Source organism: Chloroflexota bacterium, from assembly GCA_014360825.1.
In the GTDB taxonomy this organism is placed as follows: domain Bacteria; phylum Chloroflexota; class Anaerolineae; order UBA2200; family JACIWT01; genus JACIWT01.
In genome coordinates this window covers 1-21,528 of sequence record JACIWT010000029.1, presented here as the reverse complement: position 1 = coordinate 21,528, position 21,528 = coordinate 1, and the positions used below count along the sequence as shown (strand labels likewise).

The window sequence follows — 21,528 nt, the reverse complement described above, 5'->3', positions numbered from 1 at the left end:
ACTATCTACCGAACGGATATCTACGGCACGGTAACGGTAACGACCACCGGCATCACCTACACCGTTCACGCGGATCGGATACCCCGGCTCTGGCTACCGCTGCTGATCAAAGTGGATCGCGTGGCCACGCCCCTGCCCACTGAGACCTCGACCCCGACCATCACCCCGACCCGAACCCACACTCCCACGCCGACTCAAACGGCCACCCGCACCTCCACCCCCACCCACACGCCCACCCGCACAGCCACGCCGACGATGACCCCCACCCCCTACGGCGTGCTGCGCATCATAGACCTCGTATACAAGGGACGGGATGAATACGTGGAGATCTACAACGAGGGGCCATTCGCGCAGGTGATGAAGGATTGGAAAATCCAGTCTGTGGAGGGAGACCAGTGGTATACCTTCCCACCAGATTTTGTACTGGAGGCTTTATCTTGGGTGCGAGTGCACAGCGGGGCGGACGCTCAACCATCTAACCCGCCAACTGACCTCTTCTGGATGAAGGGCTATGTTTGGAATGACGATGGGGATAAGGCAATATTGTGGAATGCGGCGGGGGAAGAGGTGCATAGTTGGTGTTACAAAGCCGGGTGCCCGTAGTAACAATACCTGGCGGTTGAAACCGCGCCTCCAGGACCCCGTGGGCCGGGCGTCCCCCTACGGGGACGCTGAAGGTTCCCGTCCACGCAGGTGGACGGCTGGCACGGATGTGCCCCCCATTGTTCAGCGGCAGTTGCACTGCCGCGAGTTGGCTTCTACTGCCGGCAGTGCAACTGCTGGAGAACAATAGGACGCCGAAGGTTCCCGTCCACGCAGGTGGACGGATGGCACGGATGTGCCCTCCAGGGGCGATTTCAATCGCCTGAGTGGTGCAGCAAACAAACCCCCGTCGTACTTGCGGCCACCAATGCCTTGCGTTATAATAGGTGTTAACAAGCAGTCTCTCTGCCCAGCGCAGGCCAATGGAGGTGACCATGTATCCATTCCTCATCCCTCAACCCTATCGCGGGCTGCTGTACGTGCTGCTATTCTCGTGGGCGATGCTGCTCGTCTTCGGCTTCGCCTTCGGGCCGCTCAACGAGACCCGCACCAACCGCATCCCGCTGCCCAACCGCATGGCCTCCTCGTTCATTCTCGTGTTGTGCGCGGTGATATGGTGGCGGGCCGGCGCGGGTGTGAGGCCGCTGGCCGGCTACACCGCGCTCATCGTAGTGGGCATGGCCTGCGGCTTCCTGGGCGACCTGATTATGGCCGCCGAGATCATCCCCATGCCGGAGCGGGTTATCTACGGCATGGTGGCCTTCGGCCTGGGGCACATCTTCTACATCGCCGCCTACCTGCGATTGGGTGGGGCGCTGGGGCTGACCGACGGGCGGGCGCGAATCCTCTCGCTGGCCGCGCTTTTCATAGTGGCCCTGGCCACCTGGTGGGCCCTGATCCGCGGCCCACAGGCCCCGGCGGTGCTGAATTACGGCTCGCTGGGCTATGCCCTGCTCCTATCGGCAATGGTTGGACTGGCCGTGGCCCTGGCCGTGCAGGAGCCACGCTTCATCCCCCTGGCCTTGGGGGCGATCCTATTCCTGGTCTCCGACACCATCCTGGGCAACGAACTTTTCCGGGGCAACGTCTGGACTCTGGTGGGCGATGTGGTGTGGCTGACCTACATCGCGGGCCAGGCGTTGATCGTGTTCTCCACGGCCAGTGCGTTGTATGTAGCACCGTAGGGGCGCGGCATTGCCGTGCCCCTACCATAGGGTTATCAATGGAGGGGCGATGGGCGAACGTTCCATCACCGAACAATACGAGTACATTCGCCGGGTGAGCCCGGAGTTCGCGCAGCGTATCCAGACAGCGGCTCGGGAGGCCCGCAACGAAGCTGAGTTCGAGCACGCCATGAACAACGCCATCGCCGCCATTGCCGACGACCTGGGCGTGAGCGTAACCTTCCGCCAGGAGTACACCCTGGCCACCGGGCGCGCCGACGCCGTGTACAACCGCTTCGTCATCGAGTACGAACCGCCGGGTTCCCTGCGCGACTCCTTGGACCACGGCCACACCCGGCACGCCGTCCAGCAAACCAAAGATTACATCGCGGGACTGGCGAGCAAAGAGCGCCACGGCCGCGACCGCCTGTTGGGTGCCGTCATTGACGGGCACTACGTCATCTTCGTCCGCTACCACGAGGGCCACTACCTCACCGAACAACCGCTGGCGGTCAACCGCGCCTCGGCCGAGCGGTTCCTGCGCTCCCTCTTTTCCTTGGCCTCGGGGCGCGCCCTGATCCCCGACAACCTGGTGGAGGACTTCGGCAGCCAGAACATCTACAGCCAGCGAGTAACGCGGGCCTTCTACAATGCCCTGGAAGCCCACGCCGAGGGCCTGCCCGCGAGTCTCTACGCCCAATGGCGCCTCTTCTTCGGCGAGGTGGCCGGCTACGAGGCCGCCGAAGGCAAACTCAAGCACAAGGGAGAGTTGCACGAGTTCGCGCGGGGCATGGGGCTCAAGCCCGGCCAGGTGGACGCACCGCGCCTGTTCTTCGCCATCCACACCTACTTCTCGTTCCTGGTCAAAAACATCGCCCGGCTGGTTCTACAAGCGCACGCCGGCGGGGCCCTCGGCACCACGCCGCTGACCACCATCGCCAACCTCCAGGGCGAAGCGTTACGCCACGAACTGAAAGGGATGGAGGAAGGCGACATCTTCCGCGCCCTGGGGCTGAAAAACCTCCTGGAGGGCGATTTCTTCTCCTGGTATCTGAGCGCCTGGGACGATGAAGTGGAGGAGGCGCTGCGCGATACCCTGGGCCGCCTGGCGGAGTACAATCCCGCCACCGTGCAGGATGACCCTCACTCGGCCCGCGACCTACTCAAGAAACTGTACCACTACCTTTTGCCGCGCGAGATCCGCCACGACCTGGGCGAGTTCTACACCCCGGACTGGCTGGCCGAGCGCCTCCTGACCCAGTTGAACGAGCCGCTCTTCCTGCCACCCAAACCCGGCAAGCGCATCCCCACACCCAACAAGCGCCTGCTGGATCCCGCCTGCGGCTCCGGCACCTTCCTGGTGCTGGCCATCCGCGGCCTCAAAGCCAACTGCCAGGAGGCCGGCCTGGCCGAAGCGGACACGCTGGAGATCATCCTGAACAGCGTAGTGGGGATTGACCTCAACCCACTGGCGGTGCTGGCGGCGCGGGTGAACTACCTGCTGGCCATCGCCGATCTCCTGCCCTACCGCCGCCGCGAGGTGGAAATCCCCATCTATCTGGCCGATAGCATCCTGACCCCGTCTAGGGGGCGCGAATTGACGGACTACAACCGGCGCATCTTGGACACCGCAGTAGGGGAACTCCCCGTGCCCGAGGTGATTGACTCCCGCCCGGAGATGGACCGCCTGACCGCCATCCTGGAGGAATACGTGAAGGGCGACTTCAGCCCGGAGGCTTTCCTGCAGCGCTGCCGGGCGGAACTGCCCGACGTGGCCGCCCATCCGGAAAGCGAGGCGGCGCTGGCGGAACTCTACGGGCGGCTGACGGATCTGCACCGCCGGGGGCTGGATAGCATCTGGGCGCGGGTGCTCAAGAACGCCTTCATGCCCCTCTTCCTGGAACCCTTCGACTACGTGGTGGGCAATCCGCCCTGGATCAACTGGGAGAGTTTGCCCCAGGGATACAGAGAACAAAGCGCGCCTCTGTGGCAGGATTACGGATTGTTTGTCCACTCGGGCATGGACACCATCCTGGGAAAGGGCAAGAAAGATATATCCACGCTGATGGCTTATGTAGCCATTGACCGCTATCTGAAGGAGGGTGGGAAACTGGGCTTCGTCATCACCCAGAGCGTGTGGAAGACCGCAGGCGCTGGCCAGGGCTTCCGCCGCTTCACACTCCCCTCTCCCGCTAGCGGGAGAGGGGCCGGGGGTGAGGGCATTCCCCTGCGGGTGCTGCACGTGGACGACCTGAGCAGCCTGCAGGTGTTTGAAGGGGCGACCAATCGCACCAGCGTCTTCGTGGTGCAGAAGGGCCAGCCCACGCGCTACCCGGTGCCCTACACCTACTGGCAGAAGAAGGCGCGGGGCAAGGGCCTGGACTACGACAGCACCCTGGAAGAGGTCATGGCCCTGACCCGCAGGCTGGGGTTTGAGGCCGCGCCGGTGAACGCCGATGACCCCACCAGCGCCTGGCTCACCGCCCGCCCCAAGGCCCTGAACGCCGTGCGCAAAATGCTGGGCAGGTCGGACTATCAGGCCCGCGAAGGAGTCAACACAGGTGGCGCCAATGCGGTCTACTGGATGGAAATCCTGACCGAGCGCCCCGACGGGCTGGTAGTGGTGCGCAATGTGACCGAGGGGGCCAAGCGGGAGGTGGAAGAGGTCACGGTGGAACTGGAGCCCGACCTCCTCTACCCGCTGCTGAGGGGTCGGGACGTGCGCAGATGGTATGCGAAGCCAGAGACGTCAATCCTAGTCGTTCAGGACCGCGACGACCAGCGCTGCGGGCTACCGGAGCGAGTTCTGCAGGCCGAATTCCCGAAGACATATGGCTATCTCAAGAGATTTCAGGAAGTTCTGGCTCATAGGCCGGATAGGAAGTACTACCCAGAAGGATCAGCGTTCTATACCATGCGAAACGTTGCCGACTACACCTTCGCCCCGTGGAAGGTGGTGTGGTTAGGTTTCGGTGCAACCGAAATGAAAGTTGCTGTCGTTGATATGGTTAACGGCAAACCCGTGATGACAAATCAAGCAATGCATCCATTCGTAGCCTTGCAGGACGCGCAAGAAGCACATTACCTATGCGCTTGCTTGAACTCCAGTATCGTTAACTTAGCAGTTGTATCCCATACTCAACTTGGTGGAAAAAGTTTTGCCCAGTCGAATATCCTTGATCACATCCGCGTCCCCCACTACGACCCCGCCAATCTGGTGCACCAGCGGCTGGCGGCCCTCTCACAGCGGGCGCACGAACTGGCCCCCGCCGCCTATGCTGGCGACAAAGAGGCTCTCGCTGCCCTGCGGGAGGTGGAGGACGAGGTGGACCGGGCCGCGGCAGAGTTATGGGGCCTGACGGAGGAGGAGTTGCGGGAGATACGGGCGAGTTCGGGGGAGTTGCGGGGATAGGATATGCCAGAGTACAACCCAAACCGCCACCACCGCCGTTCCATCCGCCTGAAGGGGTATGATTACACCCTGGCAGGGGCGTATTTTGTAACCATTTGCATCTACCACTGGGATTGCCTGTTGGGGGACGTGCGAGATGGGGAAATGGTGTTGTCAGAATATGGCCGTATTGTGCAGCACACATGGGATGATCTGCCCAACCATTACCCACATGTGGAATTGGATGCCTGGATAATCATGCCAAACCATGTGCATGGGATCATCGTGTTAACGGATGTAGGGGCGGGTCATGTAGGGGCGGGTCATGTAGGGGCGGGTCTCAGACCCGCCCCTACAACGGGAAAATCACCACGTCGTCATGATTTGCCCGAAATCGTGCGGGCCTTCAAATCGTTCTCGGCCTACCGCATCAACCGACTGCGCAATAGCCCCGGCATCCCCGTTTGGCAACGCAATTACTACGAGCACATCATCCGGACTGAACGTGTGCTGCAGGCTATTCGTCAGTACATCTCGGACAACCCGATCCGCTGGCACCTGGATCGCTACAACCCGGAGGCAATGGGTCATGATCTACGGGCCACGATGTAGAGGCAGGGCAGATTCCCGCAAATGTGGTATAATGGGAAATGGGTACATCATTCACAAGGAGGCATCATGACCGACCAGCCGCGCGACGAGAAGGAAGAAGAAAAGCGAGACGAGAAGGAAGAGAAGTCCTGGGAAGAGAAATGGCGCCGTGACCCGCTCAGTGCCATCGCCTGGGCCTGCATCTTCATCTGGGCCGGGCTGGTCTTCCTGGCGGACAACTTGGGTTACCTGGCCCGCTTCGAGCCCCTGCACGCCTGGTCTTTTATCTTCATCGGGGCCGGGGCGTTCGTGTTTTTGGAGGCGATCGCCCGCTTGCTTATGCCAGCCTACCGGCGGGGGATAACGGGCAGCCTGATTTTCGCCGTCATCCTAATAGCCATTGGACTACAGAGCCTAGGCGGCTGGAGCGTGATTTGGCCGTTGGTGCTGATCGTCATCGGCGTGGCCATGCTGCTGCGCGGCTTCATCTGGCGTGGCTGAAAAGGTGATGCGTGATGCGTAATGAGATGCTTCGTGCATCACGCTTCGCGTATCGCGTTCATAACCGTCCCAAGTTGAAGGTCATCAGTTCGTCCCAGGCGTAGCGCAGGGGAGTCCACCACCGCTCGCGGCCGATGCACCGGAAATAGGGCGGCCGGATGGCGAGGATCAGATCGCCGATTTTGTAGCGGGCCAGGATGGGCGTGGAGACGATCAGGCTGCCCAGTTCGCCGGGGTGCATTTCGTACAACATCTTGACGCCGGAGCGGGTCTGCACCTCGAAGAAATAGAGGTCGTAGTTGGGCACCCACGCCCGACATTCGTCGCGTTGCTGGCCGAACATGCCCTCGGTGGTGCCGTAAATCTCGCGGATGGCGGCCGGCCCATAGAGGGCGTGGAGGGCCGGCTGATAGTGAGTATTGATGCCCGGCACACTGCCCAGAGTCATGATCTGGGTGCGCCAGAGATCCTTGGGGTACACGCCGTGAGCACGGCGCAGGTAACGGGCAAAGGAGATGGCGGTCGGAGCGACACCGCCCACCAAGGTAACGTTCTCGTCTTTGCATTTCTGGTAGGCCAGTTCGAAGCGCGCTTCCCAGTCGCGCCTGGTTTTGCCTCCACCCAGGGCATCGATTTCCTCCTGCGCTGGCACAGAGCGGATAGGGGTGGAGGCCGATACGTGCTTGGTGTAGATGCCGGAACTGTAGCCGTACTCGACTTCCCGCTCCCCCACCCGCACTTTTCCCACCACCGAAGGAAAATTCAGGTTCAGGTTGACCCCCTGGAAGAGATCCAGCCGGCCGGTGCTGGCCACGTAATTCATCATCGCTCGCCCGGCGCTGACCCGCATGCGCAGGTCAGTGGGAGTCATCGGGATGAACTTGGACTCGCCTGTAGTCGTGCCCCGGGTGATCGCCCAGCCTATTGGCTCCTCGGTGAGGAGGAGTTTCACTTCGCCGGCCATCACCCGCTGGATGAGTGGTTTGTAATCCTCGTACGTGACCACTGGAAAGGCACGGCGATACTCCTCGACGGTCTGGATCTGGGACGCGCCGTGTTGTGCGCCGTACTCCGTCTGAGCATAGTTTTCCAACAAGTGCTGCAGAACTGCCTGCTGGGCACTCGCCGGGTCTCTCACAGCCTCGTGCCAGGGCTGCAAGAGGGTGTTGAGCATCTCAGCCACTGCTCGAGGATCACCGCTCATCATTGTCCAGCCTCCTGGGTGGAATGAGTTGCCCCTGCAGTCTATCACACGAAGCCAATGATGGCAAACAGTGCGTTGAGCAAAGTGATTGACTTTCACGCCGGTTAACGCTATACTGAGTTCAGCCCGATATCGGGGCTGCGAAAACACTCACAGGGGAGAATGGACACATGTCTGACCGCGAATTCCTCCGTTTCCCAGAGCATTTCATCTGGGGCACTGCCACTTCCGCCTACCAGATCGAGGGCGCATGGAATGAGGATGGGAGGGGCCTCTCCATCTGGGACACCTTCTGCCGCCAGCCAGGGAGGGTCCGAAACGGCGAAACCGGCGATGTGGCCACCGATCACTATCACCGCTGGGCCGAAGATGTGGGTATCATGGCCGAACTGGGCCTACATGCTTATCGTTTCTCCATCGCCTGGCCACGCATCCTCCCCCAAGGCACTGGGGCCGTCAACTCGGTTGGCTTGGACTTCTACGACCGCCTGGTGGACGCCCTGCTGGCCAAGGGCATCGAGCCCTTCGTCACACTTTATCACTGGGACCTACCACAGACGCTCCAGGATCAGGGAGGATGGGCCAATCGCGACACGGCCCATCATTTCGCCGAGTACGCCCGCATCGTTGCCGAGCGGCTGGGCGACCGGGTAACATATTGGATTACCCACAACGAGCCGTTCGTCACCACGATACTCGGGCACTTCACTGGCGAGCACGCTCCTGGCTTACAAGACCCCGTCGTTGCCTTCCAGGTGGCGCACCATTTGTTGCTCTCCCACGCGTACGCTGCGGAGGCGTTGCGAGCGACAGTCCGCCGGCCGCCCAAAATCGGCATCACCCTCAACCTGAACCCAGTCCACCCGGCCTCCGACTCTGAGGAAGATCGGCTGGCTGCCCAACGCGTAGACGGGGTGGTCAACCGCCTGTTCCTCGACCCGCTCTTCTTAGGCCACTATCCTGAAGACCTGCAGGCAATGCTTGGCCCGCTGTTCCCGATCCAGTCGGGCGATTTGGAGCGCATTGCCACCCCTCTTGACTTCTTAGGGGTCAATTACTACACCCGAGCGGTGATGCGATATGACCCCAAATTCCCGATCGTCCAGGCGTCGCAGATCTACCCAGAAGGCAATGAGTATTCCCAGATGTGGGAGATCTATCCGCCGGGGATGTACGAACTGCTGACTCGTATCTGGACTGAGTATCGGCCAGCGAACATCCTCGTGACCGAGAATGGGATCCCGGTGCCTGATGCTCCGGACTTCGATGGTCGGATACGCGATCCCCGGCGCATCCGCTACCTGCGTGACCACTTGGTGCAGGTCCACCGCGCCATCGCCGAGGGAGTACCGGTGCGTGGCTACTTCGTTTGGTCGCTGCTCGACAACTTCGAGTGGAATCATGGCTATGGGATGCGCTTTGGGCTGGTGTACGTGGACTACGAGACGCTGAAGCGCACGGTGAAAGAGAGTGGGTGGTGGTATGCGCAGGTGGTGCGGGAAAATGGGGTGAGGGGTGAGGGGTGATACGTGATACGTGAGACGTGATGCCCTCTGTTCAGCGGCAGTTGTACTGGCGCTCTGTTCAGCGGCAGTTGTACTGCCGCGGGTTGGCCTGAAAACAATATGGAGCCCCGCAGTACAACTGCAGGGGAACGTAGTACAATGTGGCATGATGCCTCTGTTTAGCGGTAGTTGTACTGCCACGAGTCTCTCTGTTCAGCGGCAGTTGTACTGCCGCGAGTCTGGCGCAGATAGCAGAGACCGGCTAGTCAAACGTAAAAATGCAAAAATTTGTCATGAGATCACATGCTGCACAGCCGTAATGCCTATTCCAAAGATCACTACGCATTCTTCATCACCTGTACTGTCGTAGAGTGGCTACCCCTTTTCCCGATCGAGCCGTACCGCAACGCCATTCTCGACAGCCTGCGCTACTTGACCTCACATAAGCCCGCGGAGTTGAATGCCTACGTGCTGATGCCCTCTCATCTTCATGCGATCTTATGGCCCCACCCAAATGCACGAATCGGCGATGTCCTGCGTGATTTCAAGCGTTTCACATCGCGGGCTATCTCCCGCTTAGCAGAGACTCGTGGTGAAATAGACTACCTCAGGGCATTTCGAAGAGCGCGCCAGGCTGGACGGTCTCAAGAAACCTCGACGTATCAGGTTTGGCAAGAAGGCTCCCACCCGGAAGCGATCTACTCGCCCGGCTTTGCCAGGCAGAAGTTGGAATACATTCACAACAATCCGGTGAAGGCAGGGCTGGTAACCAGCCCGACAGAGTGGCCATACTCTAGTGCGCGGGATTATTTGCTGGGTGAGGAATCAGTGCTGCCGGTCAGTTTGTTGCCATTATGAAAACCCGCAGTACAACTGCGGGTTAACTTACGTACAACTGCGGGTTAACTTACGTACAACTGCGGGTTAACTTACGTACAACTGCGGGTCAACTTACCACAAGTTCAGCGGCAGTTACACTGCCTTTCTGTTCAGCGGCAGTTGTACTGCCGCGGGTTGGCCTGAAAACAATATGGAGCCCCGCAGTACAACTGCGGGAGAACGTAGTGTTGCATTGCTGGCTGGCGAACGTAGCACAATCCGCACGTTCAGCGGCATTTGCACTGCTGCGGGTCTGGCCCCGTTACCGGCAGCGCAACCATTAGGGCACAACGTGTTTCGCCATTCCTACATCGTAAGAATAGGAGACGTTTATGCGCAAATATATCCTAACCTTCGCACTTCTCATTCTCTTGCTCTCTTGCGTCTCGCCCACAACTGCCCAGAATGTCCCCCTTCGAGTGAACTACGCCGGCCCAGAGGGTGGTGTGCGCCAGGCGCTCCGCCTGGCCGGGGAGTTCGAGGTCGTCGCTGTGCCAGAAGAGGCACAAGTCTTCGTCCTCAACGGTGCTATTCCGGACCCCGTGGGCATCGCTGCCCGCATCCGAGAGGGCGCGGGACTCGTGCTGATCCTCGGCCCAGACCTGAGCGCCAACGAGGTGGAGACGCTGCTTGGAGTGGATGTGGCGCTCGAAAGGCGCGAGGACCCGCTGAGCCTGACGCCGGCCCGGGGACTGGCTGATCCGTTGCTGACTGAGATCGTCTGGACCAGCGCACCCCAGGTCCGCGAGCGTTTTTCTCTGGCCAGCCCAGCCGCCGATCTTCTCCCAGTGGTGCTCGGCTTCGAAGACGAGTCGCTTATCTTGGGAATGAGAACGATCGGCAATGGTCAAGCCTTTGTTTTCACGCCTTTCCTCGACGATGCCAATCCTCAGTTCCAAGGCTGGGCGTATTTCAACTATCTGATCTACCACCTGACCGCGCGGGCAGCTGGCAGGATCCCCGCCCCCTTCGCTGACTATGCCGGGTCGCCGGTGCCGCACGCTGGTGAGCGCAGGGCTCTGCTCGTCGCCCTGGCGGGGATGCTGGTGCTGTCGGCGCTGGCTTTCTGGGTCGTGCGACGTTACAGCCTGGCTCACCCGGAGGCCCTCGACGTGCTGGTGGTGGACCGGGCAGAATTCATCGCCCGGCAGGCAGGGACAGATTGGGATGAGGTCGGCTTCCACCGCCCGCTGGGTGGCTTCCTGGTTGCCCTCATGCTCGGGCTTGTCCTTTTCATTCCACTGATCATCTACCAGAACCTGATCCTGCCAGCCTACATCCTACCGTCGGCCCAAGCGCTGGGCATCTGGGGGCGGGTGACGCAGTTCTTCAACCTGCTCTGGATGCTCTTCGACATGGGCACCAGTGCTGCCTTCATCAAGTTCTTCGCCCAATACCGCGTGCACGACCCGCGCCGCGCCATACAGTACGGGCAGGTTTTTGTGTGGTGGCAGGCATTGTCGGGCGCTTTCCAAGTGGCCCTGGTTACTGCGATTGCCGGGACCCTACTACCGCGCACGACCTACGCCCTCTATGCTTGGAGCACCATCATCCACACCATGATCCAGATCCCCGGCTTCTACCAGGTGATGCGTCATGGGCTGATGGCTTTGCAGCGCTTCGACTACGCGCAGATGCTGGACATCGGCCTCTACGCCCTCTTCCCGATGGTTACCCAGCCAGTGCTCGTCACCCTGATGGTCGCCTGGGGCAAAGCCCATCCGGTCTTTGACATGCCTATGGGTGGGGTGTTGGGATTGGGGATAGCCGCCTATGCCTCTGAAGTGCTGACTTTTCTCCTGGGTCTATGGCTGTATCGGCGGCTGGGTTACAATGCGCGTCTCTTGTTCCTGGCCCATTTCGACTGGGAGACGGTCAAGAACGCTTTCCGCTTCGGCGCGTTCGAGATGCTTGGTTCGGTAGCGTGGGCGGTCGGACAATCGGTGGAGATTCTGATCACCCAGATGCGGCTGGTCAACTATGCCGAAGTGTGGGGCAACTGGACCATCGCCCAGAACTTCATTTTTGCCTACCAGGTGTTGCAAACGCTGTACAGCAACCTGATGCCCTCCATCTCCGAGGCGATTTCCCACGCCCGCCAGGCGCTCAGTCAGTATTACTCGGCTATGGCCTACAAGTGGGGCGGGCTGATCAGCGCATTTATCGGCGCGGTGCTCTTGGCAGTGGCCGATCGTTTCATTCTGGGGGCCAGCGGCCCGGAGTTCGTGCGGGCTGCGGCCTACGCCGTGCCGTTGATCCTGTGGGGCGCGATCCAGTATCCCTCCTGGGTGGGCGACAATGTACAACTGGCTGCCAACCGTCCCTATCTCAAGGCCATTTTGGTCGGCGGCGAACAGCTGGTTCGCATCGTGCTGGCCTTCGCTCTCTTGGAACGCTATCAGATCAACGCCCTGATCATCGCCTACTTCGTCGGCTTGTTGAGTAAGGACATCGCTGCCTATTTCATCAACCATCACCTCTGTTTCCGGCAACGCTTCTATGTTTGGCAGTCGCTAGTAGCCCCGCTATTGGCGGGAGCAGCCCACTACGCGGTGTTGCGATGGGTTACTGGGTGGATCTGGCAGCGCGACCAGGTAACCAGTGTGCTTATCTTTTTCATTGGCATTCTTCCGTCTTACCCGCTGTTCGCCTTCTTCTACGGGCTATTCGGCGGCTGGGATGACGAGGCACTGGTGGAACTGCAGCGCTCCGCCGACCTAAGCGCTCTCATAAGGCCATTCGCCTGGCTTTTCTGGGCGGCGACAGCGTTGGGTGCCCGACTGAGCCCTCTGCACGGGCGCTTCCCCATTGACATCCGACCAGCGGCGCTGGAGGAGGCCCGGTTGCTGACAGAGGAGCGGGTCGGTCTCTAAGTGGAGGGACTGGCATGCCAGAGAAGAAAGAGGTTAAAACCCAGGTGGTGCGCTCGGCGGGTGGCGTGCTCTACAAGATGGTGGAGGGGCGCCCTTACGTCGCCCTGATCGCCACCAAGGGCGGCGAGCGATGGGGCCTGCCCAAAGGGTTGGTGGAACGGGGCGAGGACGCAGCCACGACCGCCCTCCGCGAGGTGCGTGAAGAGACGGGCTTATCCGGCGAGGTGGTGGAGAAACTGAAGACGATTGATTATTGGTTCTATCTCGACCGACAGACGCGCCAGCACAAGTTCGTGGATTTCTATCTCCTGCGCTACACCGGCGGCGAGACCACCGACCACGACTGGGAAGTCGAAGCCGTGCAATGGTTCCCCATCGAGGAGGCGCTGGAGCGCGCCAGTTACAGCACCGAGCGGGAGGTGCTGCGGCTGGCGGCAGAACGGCTTGGGGGATAAGAAACCCCCGCAAGTTCCAAACCTGCGGGGATGTCATTACACCGTCTGAAGATAGTGCTCCAACTCCCAATCTGTGACGTGGATGCGGTAATCGTCCCATTCCTGCCGTTTGGCCTCCAAGTAGCGGCGGAAAGTGTGTTCCCCTAACGTTTCGGCGATGAGTGGGTCTTTCTCCATCTCGTCCAACGCTTCGGCCAGGGAGCCCGGCAAGGAGGCAATGTCCAGTTCCTGTCGGCGCGCGGTTCCGAACTCGTACACGTTCTCCTCGACCGGGGGCGGCGGCACCAAGCCGCGGCGGATGCCATCCAGGCCGGCGCGCAGCATCACCGCGAAGGCCAGGTAGGGGTTGGCACTGGGGTCCGGACAGCGCAGTTCCAGTCGCGCTGATGACTCCTGCCCAGGCAGGTAGGCCGGGATACGGATGAGCGCCGAGCGGTTGATCTGCCCCCAGCAGATATACACCGGAGCCTCGTAGCCGGGGACGAGCCGCTTGTAGGAGTTCACCGTCGGCGCGACGATGGCAGCCATAGCGCGGGCGTGGGCTATCTGCCCGGCCAAGAAGGCATAGGCAGTTGGCGATAGGTGGTAGGGATCCTTCTCGTCGTAGAAAGCGGTCTGCCCGTCGGTGGTGAACAGGCTCTGGTGGGTGTGCATGCCCGAGCCATTGATGCCGAAAATGGGCTTGGGCATGAATGTGGCGTAAAGGCCGTGGAGTTGCGCGATAGCCTTCACCGCGTAGCGCAACGTGATGGTGGCATCAGCGCTGGTTAAGGCGTCGGAGTAGCGCACATCAATCTCGTGCTGCCCGGTAGCCACCTCGTGGTGCGCGGTCTCCACCTCCATCTCCATTCCCTCCAGCGCGACGATGATGTCCTCGCGCACCTCCGAGGCCAGATCGCGGGGCGAGAAGTCGAAATAACCACCCACATCGTGGGGCACGGGTTTGCGTGTAGCCTCGCCATCCATCTTGAACAGGAAAAACTCCACCTCTGGTCCAGTGTTATACACAAAGCCCATTTCCCTGGCCTCCGCCAGGGCACGCTTGAGGATGTAACGCGGGTCGCCCTCAAAGGGCTGGCCATCGGGACGATGTATGTCGCAAATAATGCGGGCCGTGCGCCGAGATTCTGGCTCCCAAGGGATCAGGCGGTATGTGGAGGGATCAGGGTGCAGCACCATATCACTCTCGGCGATGCGGGCGAACCCCTCGATGGATGAGCCGTCGAACCAGACGCCGTACTCCAATGCCTCCCCGAGGCGCCCGATGGGGATGGTTACATTCTTGATAGTGCCCAGGATGTCCGTGAACTGCAGGCTGATGAAGTGGATGCGGTCCCGTTGGGCCCGGTCTAACACTTGTTCCTTGGATGTTCGTTCGGAGGTCATGGTAATTCTCCTCTGGATGTGAAAGGGCGGCGAGTCCAGCGCGTTGAGCATCGCTGGTCGCCGCACTATTTGAGGGCGATTATGCTGCAGAAGCGGATTTTTGTCAACTCGGCGCGTTGCCGAAGGGCCCGAAAGGGATTATAATTACCATTGAGTCATAGCGGTGGGGGAGGTGACCTATGACCAACGAAGAGGTTATCGAGATCTTACGCCGCATCGCGGATATGCTGGAGATCAAGGGTGAGGATCGCTACCGGGTGATGGCCTACCGTCGCGCCGCAGACAACATCGCTCACCTGGGCAGAGATTTGAGCGACCTTTGGCGGGAGGGGCGCTTGCGCGAGGTGCCTGGCATCGGTGAGGCATTGGAGAAAAAACTGGACGAACTCTTCCGCACTGGGCGGCTGGGATACTACGAAGACCTGCAGGAGGAAGTGCCGGTCGGAGTTGCCAGCCTAATGGCCATTCCCGAGGTCGGCCCCAGGACCGCCAAGTTGCTCTGGGAGCGGCTTGGTCTGATGAGTGTGGCAGAGGTAGAAAAGGCGGCCCGAGAGGGAAAGTTGCGCGAACTGCCGGGCCTGGGCGCACGTTCCGAGCAGCGCATCTTAGAGGGTATCGAAGCGCTCTACCGGCGCAGCACGCGCATCCCGCTCTACGTGGCCTGGCCTGTGGCCCAGGATCTCGTGGCCTATCTCCGCTCCCTGCCGATGGTCGAACGAGCCGACGCTGCCGGCAGCCTGCGCCGAATGAAGGAAACGGTGGGCGATATTGACCTGCTGGCTTCGTCGGTGGAGCCGGCGGCAGTCACCGACGCTTTCGTCAAGTTCCGGCGGGTGAAAGAGATCGCCGCCCAAGGGCCAGCGAAAGCCACCGTGCGCCTGGATAACGGTTTGCAGGTGGACTTGATGGTCTTGGAGCCGGCTCGGTTCGGCTCTCTCCTACAACATTTTACCGGCAGCAAAGCCCACAATATCGCCCTGCGCGAACGGGCGATCAAGCAGGGACTAAGCCTCAGCGAGCATGGTTTCAAGCGCCAGGACGGCAGCGAAATCCTGTGCCCATCTGAGGAAGAGGTGTACCAGACCCTCGGTCTGCAGTGGATCCCCCCCGAATTGCGCGAGGACAGGGGCGAGATCGAAATGGCCGCCGCTGGCAGGTTGCCGAAACTCGTCGAACTGGGCGACATCCGCGGCGATCTGCACGTCCACACTCGATGGAGCGATGGCGCGGCCACCATCGAGGAGGTGGCGAGTAAGGCGCGAGCGCTGGGCTATGAGTATCTGGTGATCTCCGACCACACCAAGGGCCTGGGCGTGGCCAATGGGCTGGATGAGGTGCGACTGCGGGAACAGCGCCGCGAGATAGACCGTCTGAATGATACATTCGACAATTTCCGCCTGCTGCAGGGGGCCGAGGTGGAAATCCGCGGCGACGGGAGCCTGGATTTCCCCGATGAAGTGCTGGCTGAACTCGATGTGGTGGTGGCTTCCATCCACAGTGGACTGCGCCAGGATCGCGAGACCATCACGGCGCGGATGATCAAGGCCATGCGCAACCCTCACGTGGACATCATCGGCCACCCCTCCGGCCGCATCTTAGGCCAGCGGGAGGCCAGCCTGGTGGACCTGGACGATGTGCTGATAGAAGCCCAGAAAACTGGCACCATCTTGGAGATCGACGGCATCCCCGACCGGCTCGACCTGGACGACGTGCACGTGCGCCGGGCAGTGGAGATGGGCGTGCGCCTGAGCATAGATAGCGATGCCCACAGCCTGGATGGCCTGGAGGCGATGTATTACGGCGTGATGACGGCCCGACGCGGTTGGGCGGAAAAGAAGCACATTGTGAACACATTGCCACTGGCCGAATTGTTGGCCAGCCTGAAACAACCCTGAGAACCCTGAATTTACCGCAGAGGCACAGAGTTCGCAGAGAGTTTTACCAGAGTCTTCTCAGCGCTCTCGGTGCCTAGGCGATGAAGATTGACCATCAACGCAAAGCGAGTAGACCACCTGAAAAACGTGGAGATGACTATGACAGAAGATCATGACCACAGCGAGAAGCCACCAGAGGAACACCGCGGAGCACGCCGAATGGAGTGCCCGCCAATGCCCCGGCGCTCCACTGCCTTCCAGCGGCTTGGGGTGGTTGTCCTGCTCGTCGCGGTGGCCGCGGGCGTGTATCTGGTGACATCACACCGCGAGAGCCCATTTGCCCCAGCGCCCACCAACACCCCGTACCCCACGGTAACGGCAACCGCCCTGCCCACCCTGACCCCGCTGCCCACACTGACGCCTACCACTCCACCCACACCCACCGTTCCAGCCACCATCGCGGTGGGCATTCGCGTGAAGGTGGCGAACACCGAGGGTCAAAACTTGCGCCTGCGTAGCGGGCCCGGGATGGACTACACAACGCTGGTCATCATGCCAGAAGGCACCATCCTCACCGTGCTGGAGGGACCACAGTCAGCCGGTGGCTACGAATGGTGGCGCTTGCAGATGGAGGACGGGACGATCGGCTGGGCAGCCGCAAACTGGCTCGTGCCCCTGGCCGGGCCATAGCAATCTACCGCCCTGATGGAGAGGTTAACGTGCAAAATCGAACCCTCATTTACTATGTAATGGCCATAATCTTACTGCTGGTGCTGTTGATATTGCTCCTGCGCTCCCCGGTTGTCCAACCAAGGGTCCGAGGACTCGCCGATCTCTTCCGGGCACCCACGCTCACCCCTACCATCACCCTCACCCCGCCACCTACCCGCTGGGCCACTCAGGGCCGGGTGCGCGATGCGATCACGGGCGAACCCGTCCGGGGCGCGCTGGTCCGCAGCGGCACGAAGACAATGAGAACCGATGACGGCGGAGTCTTCACCATCGAGGTGGGCGATGACCACCTGGTTCATGTTCAAGCGGAGGGCTATGAGCCCCAAGAAGTGGTGTCACAGCCCACCTTGCCCCTGGTGATTGACCTGGTGCCTGGCCCGGGCAAGACTGTGGAGCACCTCTACACCTACCAGAAGGCAGGGCAGTACGGGATGATGTACGCCCTGCTCCACCCGAACGCGCAGAGCCTCTTCAGCCGCCAGTCTTTCGAGGGCTATATGTCGCAGCGCCCGATGCAACCCCTGACCACCACTGTGGATCATGTAGAGTTGGTGCCCAGTGTGGAGTTCCTGGGCGTGAGTTACGAACGCGCGGCGGTGGTGCACACGACGTGGATCGTGCGCGAAGGGGGGCGGGAGAAGACGATCCGGCCGGTGGAACTGCTGGTCTGGGCAGGGGACCTGTGGCGCTGGCTGCGCGGGCCGCTGCCCTGGTGGCCCACGCTGACCCCGACGCTCATCCCGAGCCCGACTGCGTCGGCTACTCCCACCAGTGCCGGAACAGCAACCGGCACGCCCTCGCTCACCCTGACGCCCACGCCCATTGGCACAGGTCTGCCCACTCCCACCCAGAGCCCCACACCCTACACCTGGATCCCGGTGGGCAGCACAACGCAGGTGATCAGCGAGAGCCTAGACTTGCGGGCCGGGCCCGGCTCCTCCGAGTCGCTGGTGGGCATCCTGCCACATCTGACGGCGGTGACGGTTCTGGAGGGCCCAATTTTCGCGGAGGGGTATCCCTGGTACCGGGTGCAGGTGCAGGATTCGGGCCTGGTGGGGTGGTGTAATGGGGAGGGATTGGGGTAGGGGACGCCGTTTTTAATGCCTCATTCCTCAGTAAAATAGTCCAAGTCAATCCTTTTGATTTCATAGTTTGAAACAGGAGTCACTCCAATATCATGATCGATCATGAACTGCGCAAGTTGCTCTCCATCTATGAGGACAATTTTACTGTCGATTCGTGAAGCGTACTCATGTGCATCTCGGGAAAAACTTGAGGTAGTTATGAATATGCCCTTTCTGGCACGCTGACCTTGGAGTGCGCCTGCGAATTTCTGAATCTCTGGTCGCCCGACTGTATTCTCCCAACGCTTGGCTTGAATGTAGATAACGTCGAGGCCTAGTCGGTCTTCTTTGATTATTCCATCTATACCTTCGTCACCCGTCTGACCGATGGCTTTCCCTGCGTCTTGACGACTCCCCCCGTAACCCATTTTGACGAGCAGATCTACAACGATTTTCTCGAACAAGCTGGGGGGACAGGTTTTGATTTGCTGAAGAAGATCCGCGGCGAGATGGTTTCTGAGGTTCTGGTAGGCACTCTCTAGCACTTCCTCAGGGGTCTTCTCCGGCTCATATTCTTCACGATCTGGCTTTTCTTTTCTGATTGCTCGGAATTCCCTGAATTCTTCAAACTGATTTAGAAACTTGGCGTCGATTGTGGGAGGGTTTTGACTAAGCACATTCAAACCTCTATTGGTAATTCGGAAATATCCCCTGCGAGTATATTCCACAAGAAGAGCCTTTTTCATGTAGGTTCTGGCCCATCCTACGCGATTATCAAAAACCGCTTGTTGGCCACTGGAAAGTAATTCTCGGCGTTCTCCAGCCGAAAGCTCGAAATGATCAGCGAGTTTGTCGATTGCTTCGCGTAAGGAATGCTCCTGCTTGTCACCCAAAAATCTCAGCAAGGGAAGCATAATAGATTGGTAATCGGGAATCGCCATGGGTATCTGCCCTCCTTAAGTAAGGTTCAGTTCAACCAGGTTCGTAAGGCCATTAGGCGTAAGCGTCGCTCATCTCCCTCAGCCACCCCGCTCCACCATGCGCCGCAGGTCGGCCTCGGAGATCATGGGCACGCCCAGGGCCTGTGCCCGCTCGTACTTCGTCCCCCCAGGCGAATCGCCCACCACCAGGTAACTTGTGTTCTTCGACACCGAGCCCGTCACCTTGCCGCCGTGAGTCTCGATGTACTCGGTCATCTCCTCGCGGCTGACGGAGAGCGTGCCGGTAATCACAAAAGTGAGGCCCGCCAGCGGACCCTCGCGCGGCGCCTCTCTTTCGCCTGCCAATACCACGCCGGCCCGGCACAACTTCTCGATGAACTGGCGGTTGCGTTCGCGGGAGAAGAAACTGGCGATACTGGCCGCAGTGTGCGGCCCCAGGCCGGGGATGGTCTGCAATTCCTCCTCGCTGGCTGCCGCGAGCGCGTCTATAGAAGTGAAATGCTGAGCCAGTAGTTGGGCCACCACACTGCCCACGCCCCGGATGCCCAGGGCAGCGATGACCCGCCAGAGGGGTCGCACCTTCGAGGACGCGATGGAGTTCAGCAGGTTCTCGGTGCTCTTCTCGGCGAAGCCCTCGATGCGCATGATGTCCTCCGCCCGCAGGTAGTAGAGGTCGGCAGCGTCGTGGATGAGGCCGTGATCCACGAAGGCCTGCACGATCTTCTCCCCCAGGCCCTCGATGTCCATCGTGCTGGCGAAGTGGGTGATGTGCTGGACGATCTGGGCTGGGCAGGACATATTGGTGCAATAGACCGCCACCTCGCCCTCCGGTTTCTCCGTCGGCTCCCCGCACACCGGACAACTGGCCGGTATCTCGATGGGCTTTTCCTCGCCGGTGCGCAGGCTGGTGATGGGCATTACCACTTGGGGAATGACGTCGCCGGCGCGCTTGATGAGCACTGTGTCACCGATGCGGATGTCTTTGCGGGCGATGTCCTCAAAGTTGTGCAAAGTGGCCTTTGTGATGGTCACGCCGCCCACCCGCACCGGTTTCAGGATGGCGAATGGGTTGAGCGTCCCCGTGCGCCCCACGTTGATGCCCAGGGCCACGAGTTTGGTGGTGGCTTCGCGGGCCGGGAACTTGAAGGCGATCATCCCGCGGGGATCCTTGCCCACCACGCCCAGGCTCTCCTGCGTGGCCAGGTCGTTGATCTTGACCACCACCCCATCAGCCTCGAAATTCAGAGTGTCGCGCTTCTTCATCCACTCTTTGCAATAGGCCACCATCTCCTCGAAATCGGAGAAAATGGCCACATCGGTGGCTACTGGGAAGCCCATCCTTCGCAGGTAAGCGAGTGTTTCCCACTGGGTGGTGATGGTGATGCCCTCCGAGGCAACGATGGAATAACAGAAGAGGCTCAAGGGCCGGGCGGCGGTGATACTGGGGTCCAATTGCCGCACGCTGCCGGCGGCGGCATTGCGCGGGTTGGCGAAGGTGCGTTCGCCCTTCTCTTCTTGCTCGCGGTTGAAGCGTTCGAAGGCATCCACAGGCATATAAGCCTCGCCGCGCACCACGAGACGAGCCGGGGCGGTCTCATCGCCGCTGACCGGTATCCGCAACGGCAGCGCCTTGATGGTGCGCAGGTTGGCGGTGATGTCTTCTCCTACCTCGCCGTCGCCCCGTGTCGCCCCCTTGGTGAAGATGCCGTTCTCATAGGTGAGCACCACGGTCAGGCCATCAATCTTGGGTTCGACCACGTACTCGAGTTTGGTGCCAGGAGGGAGCAGGCGCATGATGCGTTCGCGCCAAGCGCGCAGTTCCTCTTCGTTCATGGCGTCGCCCAGGCTCAGGATAGGGCGGGGGTGAGTGACTTTCTCGAACTTCTCCAGGGGCGCGCCACCCACGCGCTGGGTGGGCGAGTCGGGGGTGATGAGTTCGGGGTGTTGTGCCTCCAGCGCTTCGAGTTCCCGCATCAAGGCGTCGTATTCGCTGTCGCTGATCTCGGGGCTGTCGAGGACGTAGTAGCGATAATTGTGATAGTGGATGAGTTTGCGCAGTTGCTCGATCCGCTCACGGACATCCATAGCCCATACCTCCTCACTTTACTCCGGCCGTGAAGTCAGTTGGGACCGGATGCGGTTCATAGCGCCTCCCCACGATGGCTATGCTATGAAAGATTATACCACGATCTGCTTCGAGGCACAAGCGGGCTGTTCCGAACGGCACCCACTGGGTTTGACAGAAGCGCTCCGCGTGGAGTATACTATGCACTGGAGGGATGGCAGAGCGGACGATTGCGGCGGTCTTGAAAACCGTTGTGGGGTAACCCACCGGGGGTTCGAATCCCTCTCCCTCCGCAGCGGTTCACTTTCACAGCCGCACAGCGTGGGGAGGTGCCGGAGTGGTCGATCGGGGCCGCCTGCTA

16 protein-coding genes and 1 tRNA gene are annotated in these 21,528 nt (G+C 60.7%); 13 read left to right on the top strand and 4 right to left on the bottom strand.

What is annotated here, in order from left to right:
• The 5 genes from H5T64_12420 to H5T64_12400 all read left to right on the top strand — a co-directional run.
• On the top strand, window positions 1-603 hold a 603-nt coding region (locus H5T64_12420; protein ID MBC7265142.1), incomplete at its 5' end, for a lamin tail domain-containing protein.
• A gap of 374 nt (window positions 604-977) precedes the next feature.
• Entirely contained in the window at window positions 978-1,727 is a 750-nt protein-coding gene (locus H5T64_12415; GenBank protein MBC7265141.1) for a lysoplasmalogenase, read from the top strand.
• A gap of 49 nt (window positions 1,728-1,776) precedes the next feature.
• Entirely contained in the window at window positions 1,777-5,118 is a 3,342-nt protein-coding gene (locus tag H5T64_12410; GenBank protein MBC7265140.1) for an N-6 DNA methylase, read from the top strand.
• 3 nt (window positions 5,119-5,121) lie between these two features.
• Window positions 5,122-5,709: a transposase gene (locus H5T64_12405; GenBank protein MBC7265139.1), complete on the top strand. Its 588-nt coding sequence runs from the start codon at window positions 5,122-5,124 to the stop codon at window positions 5,707-5,709.
• A 66-nt stretch (window positions 5,710-5,775) separates the two neighbouring features.
• Window positions 5,776-6,189, top strand: a complete 414-nt coding sequence (locus H5T64_12400; GenBank protein ID MBC7265138.1) for a hypothetical protein — start codon at window positions 5,776-5,778, stop codon at window positions 6,187-6,189.
• 58 nt (window positions 6,190-6,247) lie between these two features.
• Here H5T64_12400 and H5T64_12395 read toward each other — a convergent pair whose 3' ends face one another.
• Window positions 6,248-7,396, bottom strand: a complete 1,149-nt coding sequence (locus H5T64_12395; protein MBC7265137.1) for a GH3 auxin-responsive promoter family protein — start codon at window positions 7,394-7,396, stop codon at window positions 6,248-6,250.
• 167 nt (window positions 7,397-7,563) lie between these two features.
• Between H5T64_12395 and H5T64_12390 the strand changes: the two genes are divergently transcribed.
• The 4 genes from H5T64_12390 (at window position 7,564) to H5T64_12375 (ending at window position 13,105) form a co-directional block, all read left to right on the top strand.
• Window positions 7,564-8,919, top strand: a complete 1,356-nt coding sequence (locus H5T64_12390) for a beta-glucosidase (protein MBC7265136.1) — start codon at window positions 7,564-7,566, stop codon at window positions 8,917-8,919.
• 282 nt (window positions 8,920-9,201) lie between these two features.
• On the top strand, window positions 9,202-9,756 hold the full coding sequence (locus tag H5T64_12385; protein MBC7265135.1) for a transposase: 555 nt from the start codon (window positions 9,202-9,204) through the stop codon (window positions 9,754-9,756).
• Window positions 9,757-10,109: 353 nt separating this feature from the next.
• Window positions 10,110-12,650 carry a hypothetical protein gene (locus H5T64_12380; protein MBC7265134.1) on the top strand — a complete coding sequence of 847 codons (2,541 nt, stop codon included), beginning with the start codon at window positions 10,110-10,112 and terminating at the stop codon, window positions 12,648-12,650.
• 77 nt (window positions 12,651-12,727) lie between these two features.
• Window positions 12,728-13,105, top strand: coding sequence for an NUDIX hydrolase (locus tag H5T64_12375; protein ID MBC7265133.1), 378 nt, complete (start codon window positions 12,728-12,730; stop codon window positions 13,103-13,105).
• Between the two features lie 36 nt (window positions 13,106-13,141).
• Here H5T64_12375 and glnA read toward each other — a convergent pair whose 3' ends face one another.
• Complete coding sequence (gene glnA / locus H5T64_12370) at window positions 13,142-14,491, bottom strand: type I glutamate--ammonia ligase (protein MBC7265132.1); 1,350 nt, start codon at window positions 14,489-14,491, stop codon at window positions 13,142-13,144.
• A gap of 179 nt (window positions 14,492-14,670) precedes the next feature.
• Here glnA and polX point away from each other — a divergent pair, with 179 nt between their 5' ends.
• The 3 genes from polX to H5T64_12355 all read left to right on the top strand — a co-directional run bounded on the left by polX (window position 14,671) and on the right by H5T64_12355 (window position 18,182).
• Window positions 14,671-16,386 carry a DNA polymerase/3'-5' exonuclease PolX gene (gene polX, locus H5T64_12365; protein ID MBC7265131.1) on the top strand — a complete coding sequence of 572 codons (1,716 nt, stop codon included), beginning with the start codon at window positions 14,671-14,673 and terminating at the stop codon, window positions 16,384-16,386.
• Between the two features lie 87 nt (window positions 16,387-16,473).
• Window positions 16,474-17,055: an SH3 domain-containing protein gene (locus H5T64_12360; protein ID MBC7265130.1), complete on the top strand. Its 582-nt coding sequence runs from the start codon at window positions 16,474-16,476 to the stop codon at window positions 17,053-17,055.
• Window positions 16,977-18,182 (top strand): SH3 domain-containing protein, encoded by a 1,206-nt coding sequence (locus H5T64_12355; GenBank protein MBC7265129.1) that lies wholly within the window; start codon window positions 16,977-16,979, stop codon window positions 18,180-18,182. The genes H5T64_12360 and H5T64_12355 overlap by 79 nt, the downstream gene beginning before the upstream one ends.
• A 20-nt stretch (window positions 18,183-18,202) precedes the next feature.
• Here the strand turns inward: H5T64_12355 and H5T64_12350 are convergent, their stop codons facing one another.
• Together H5T64_12350 and ligA are read right to left on the bottom strand one after the other, a co-directional pair.
• On the bottom strand, window positions 18,203-19,102 hold the full coding sequence (locus H5T64_12350) for a restriction endonuclease (GenBank protein MBC7265128.1): 900 nt from the start codon (window positions 19,100-19,102) through the stop codon (window positions 18,203-18,205).
• Between the two features lie 78 nt (window positions 19,103-19,180).
• Window positions 19,181-21,187: an NAD-dependent DNA ligase LigA gene (ligA, locus tag H5T64_12345; protein ID MBC7265127.1), complete on the bottom strand. Its 2,007-nt coding sequence runs from the start codon at window positions 21,185-21,187 to the stop codon at window positions 19,181-19,183.
• Between the two features lie 188 nt (window positions 21,188-21,375).
• On the opposite strand from ligA, the gene H5T64_12340 reads away from it, so the two are divergent.
• Window positions 21,376-21,460 (top strand) — tRNA-Ser (locus H5T64_12340).
• The last annotated feature ends 68 nt before the right edge of the window (window positions 21,461-21,528 follow it).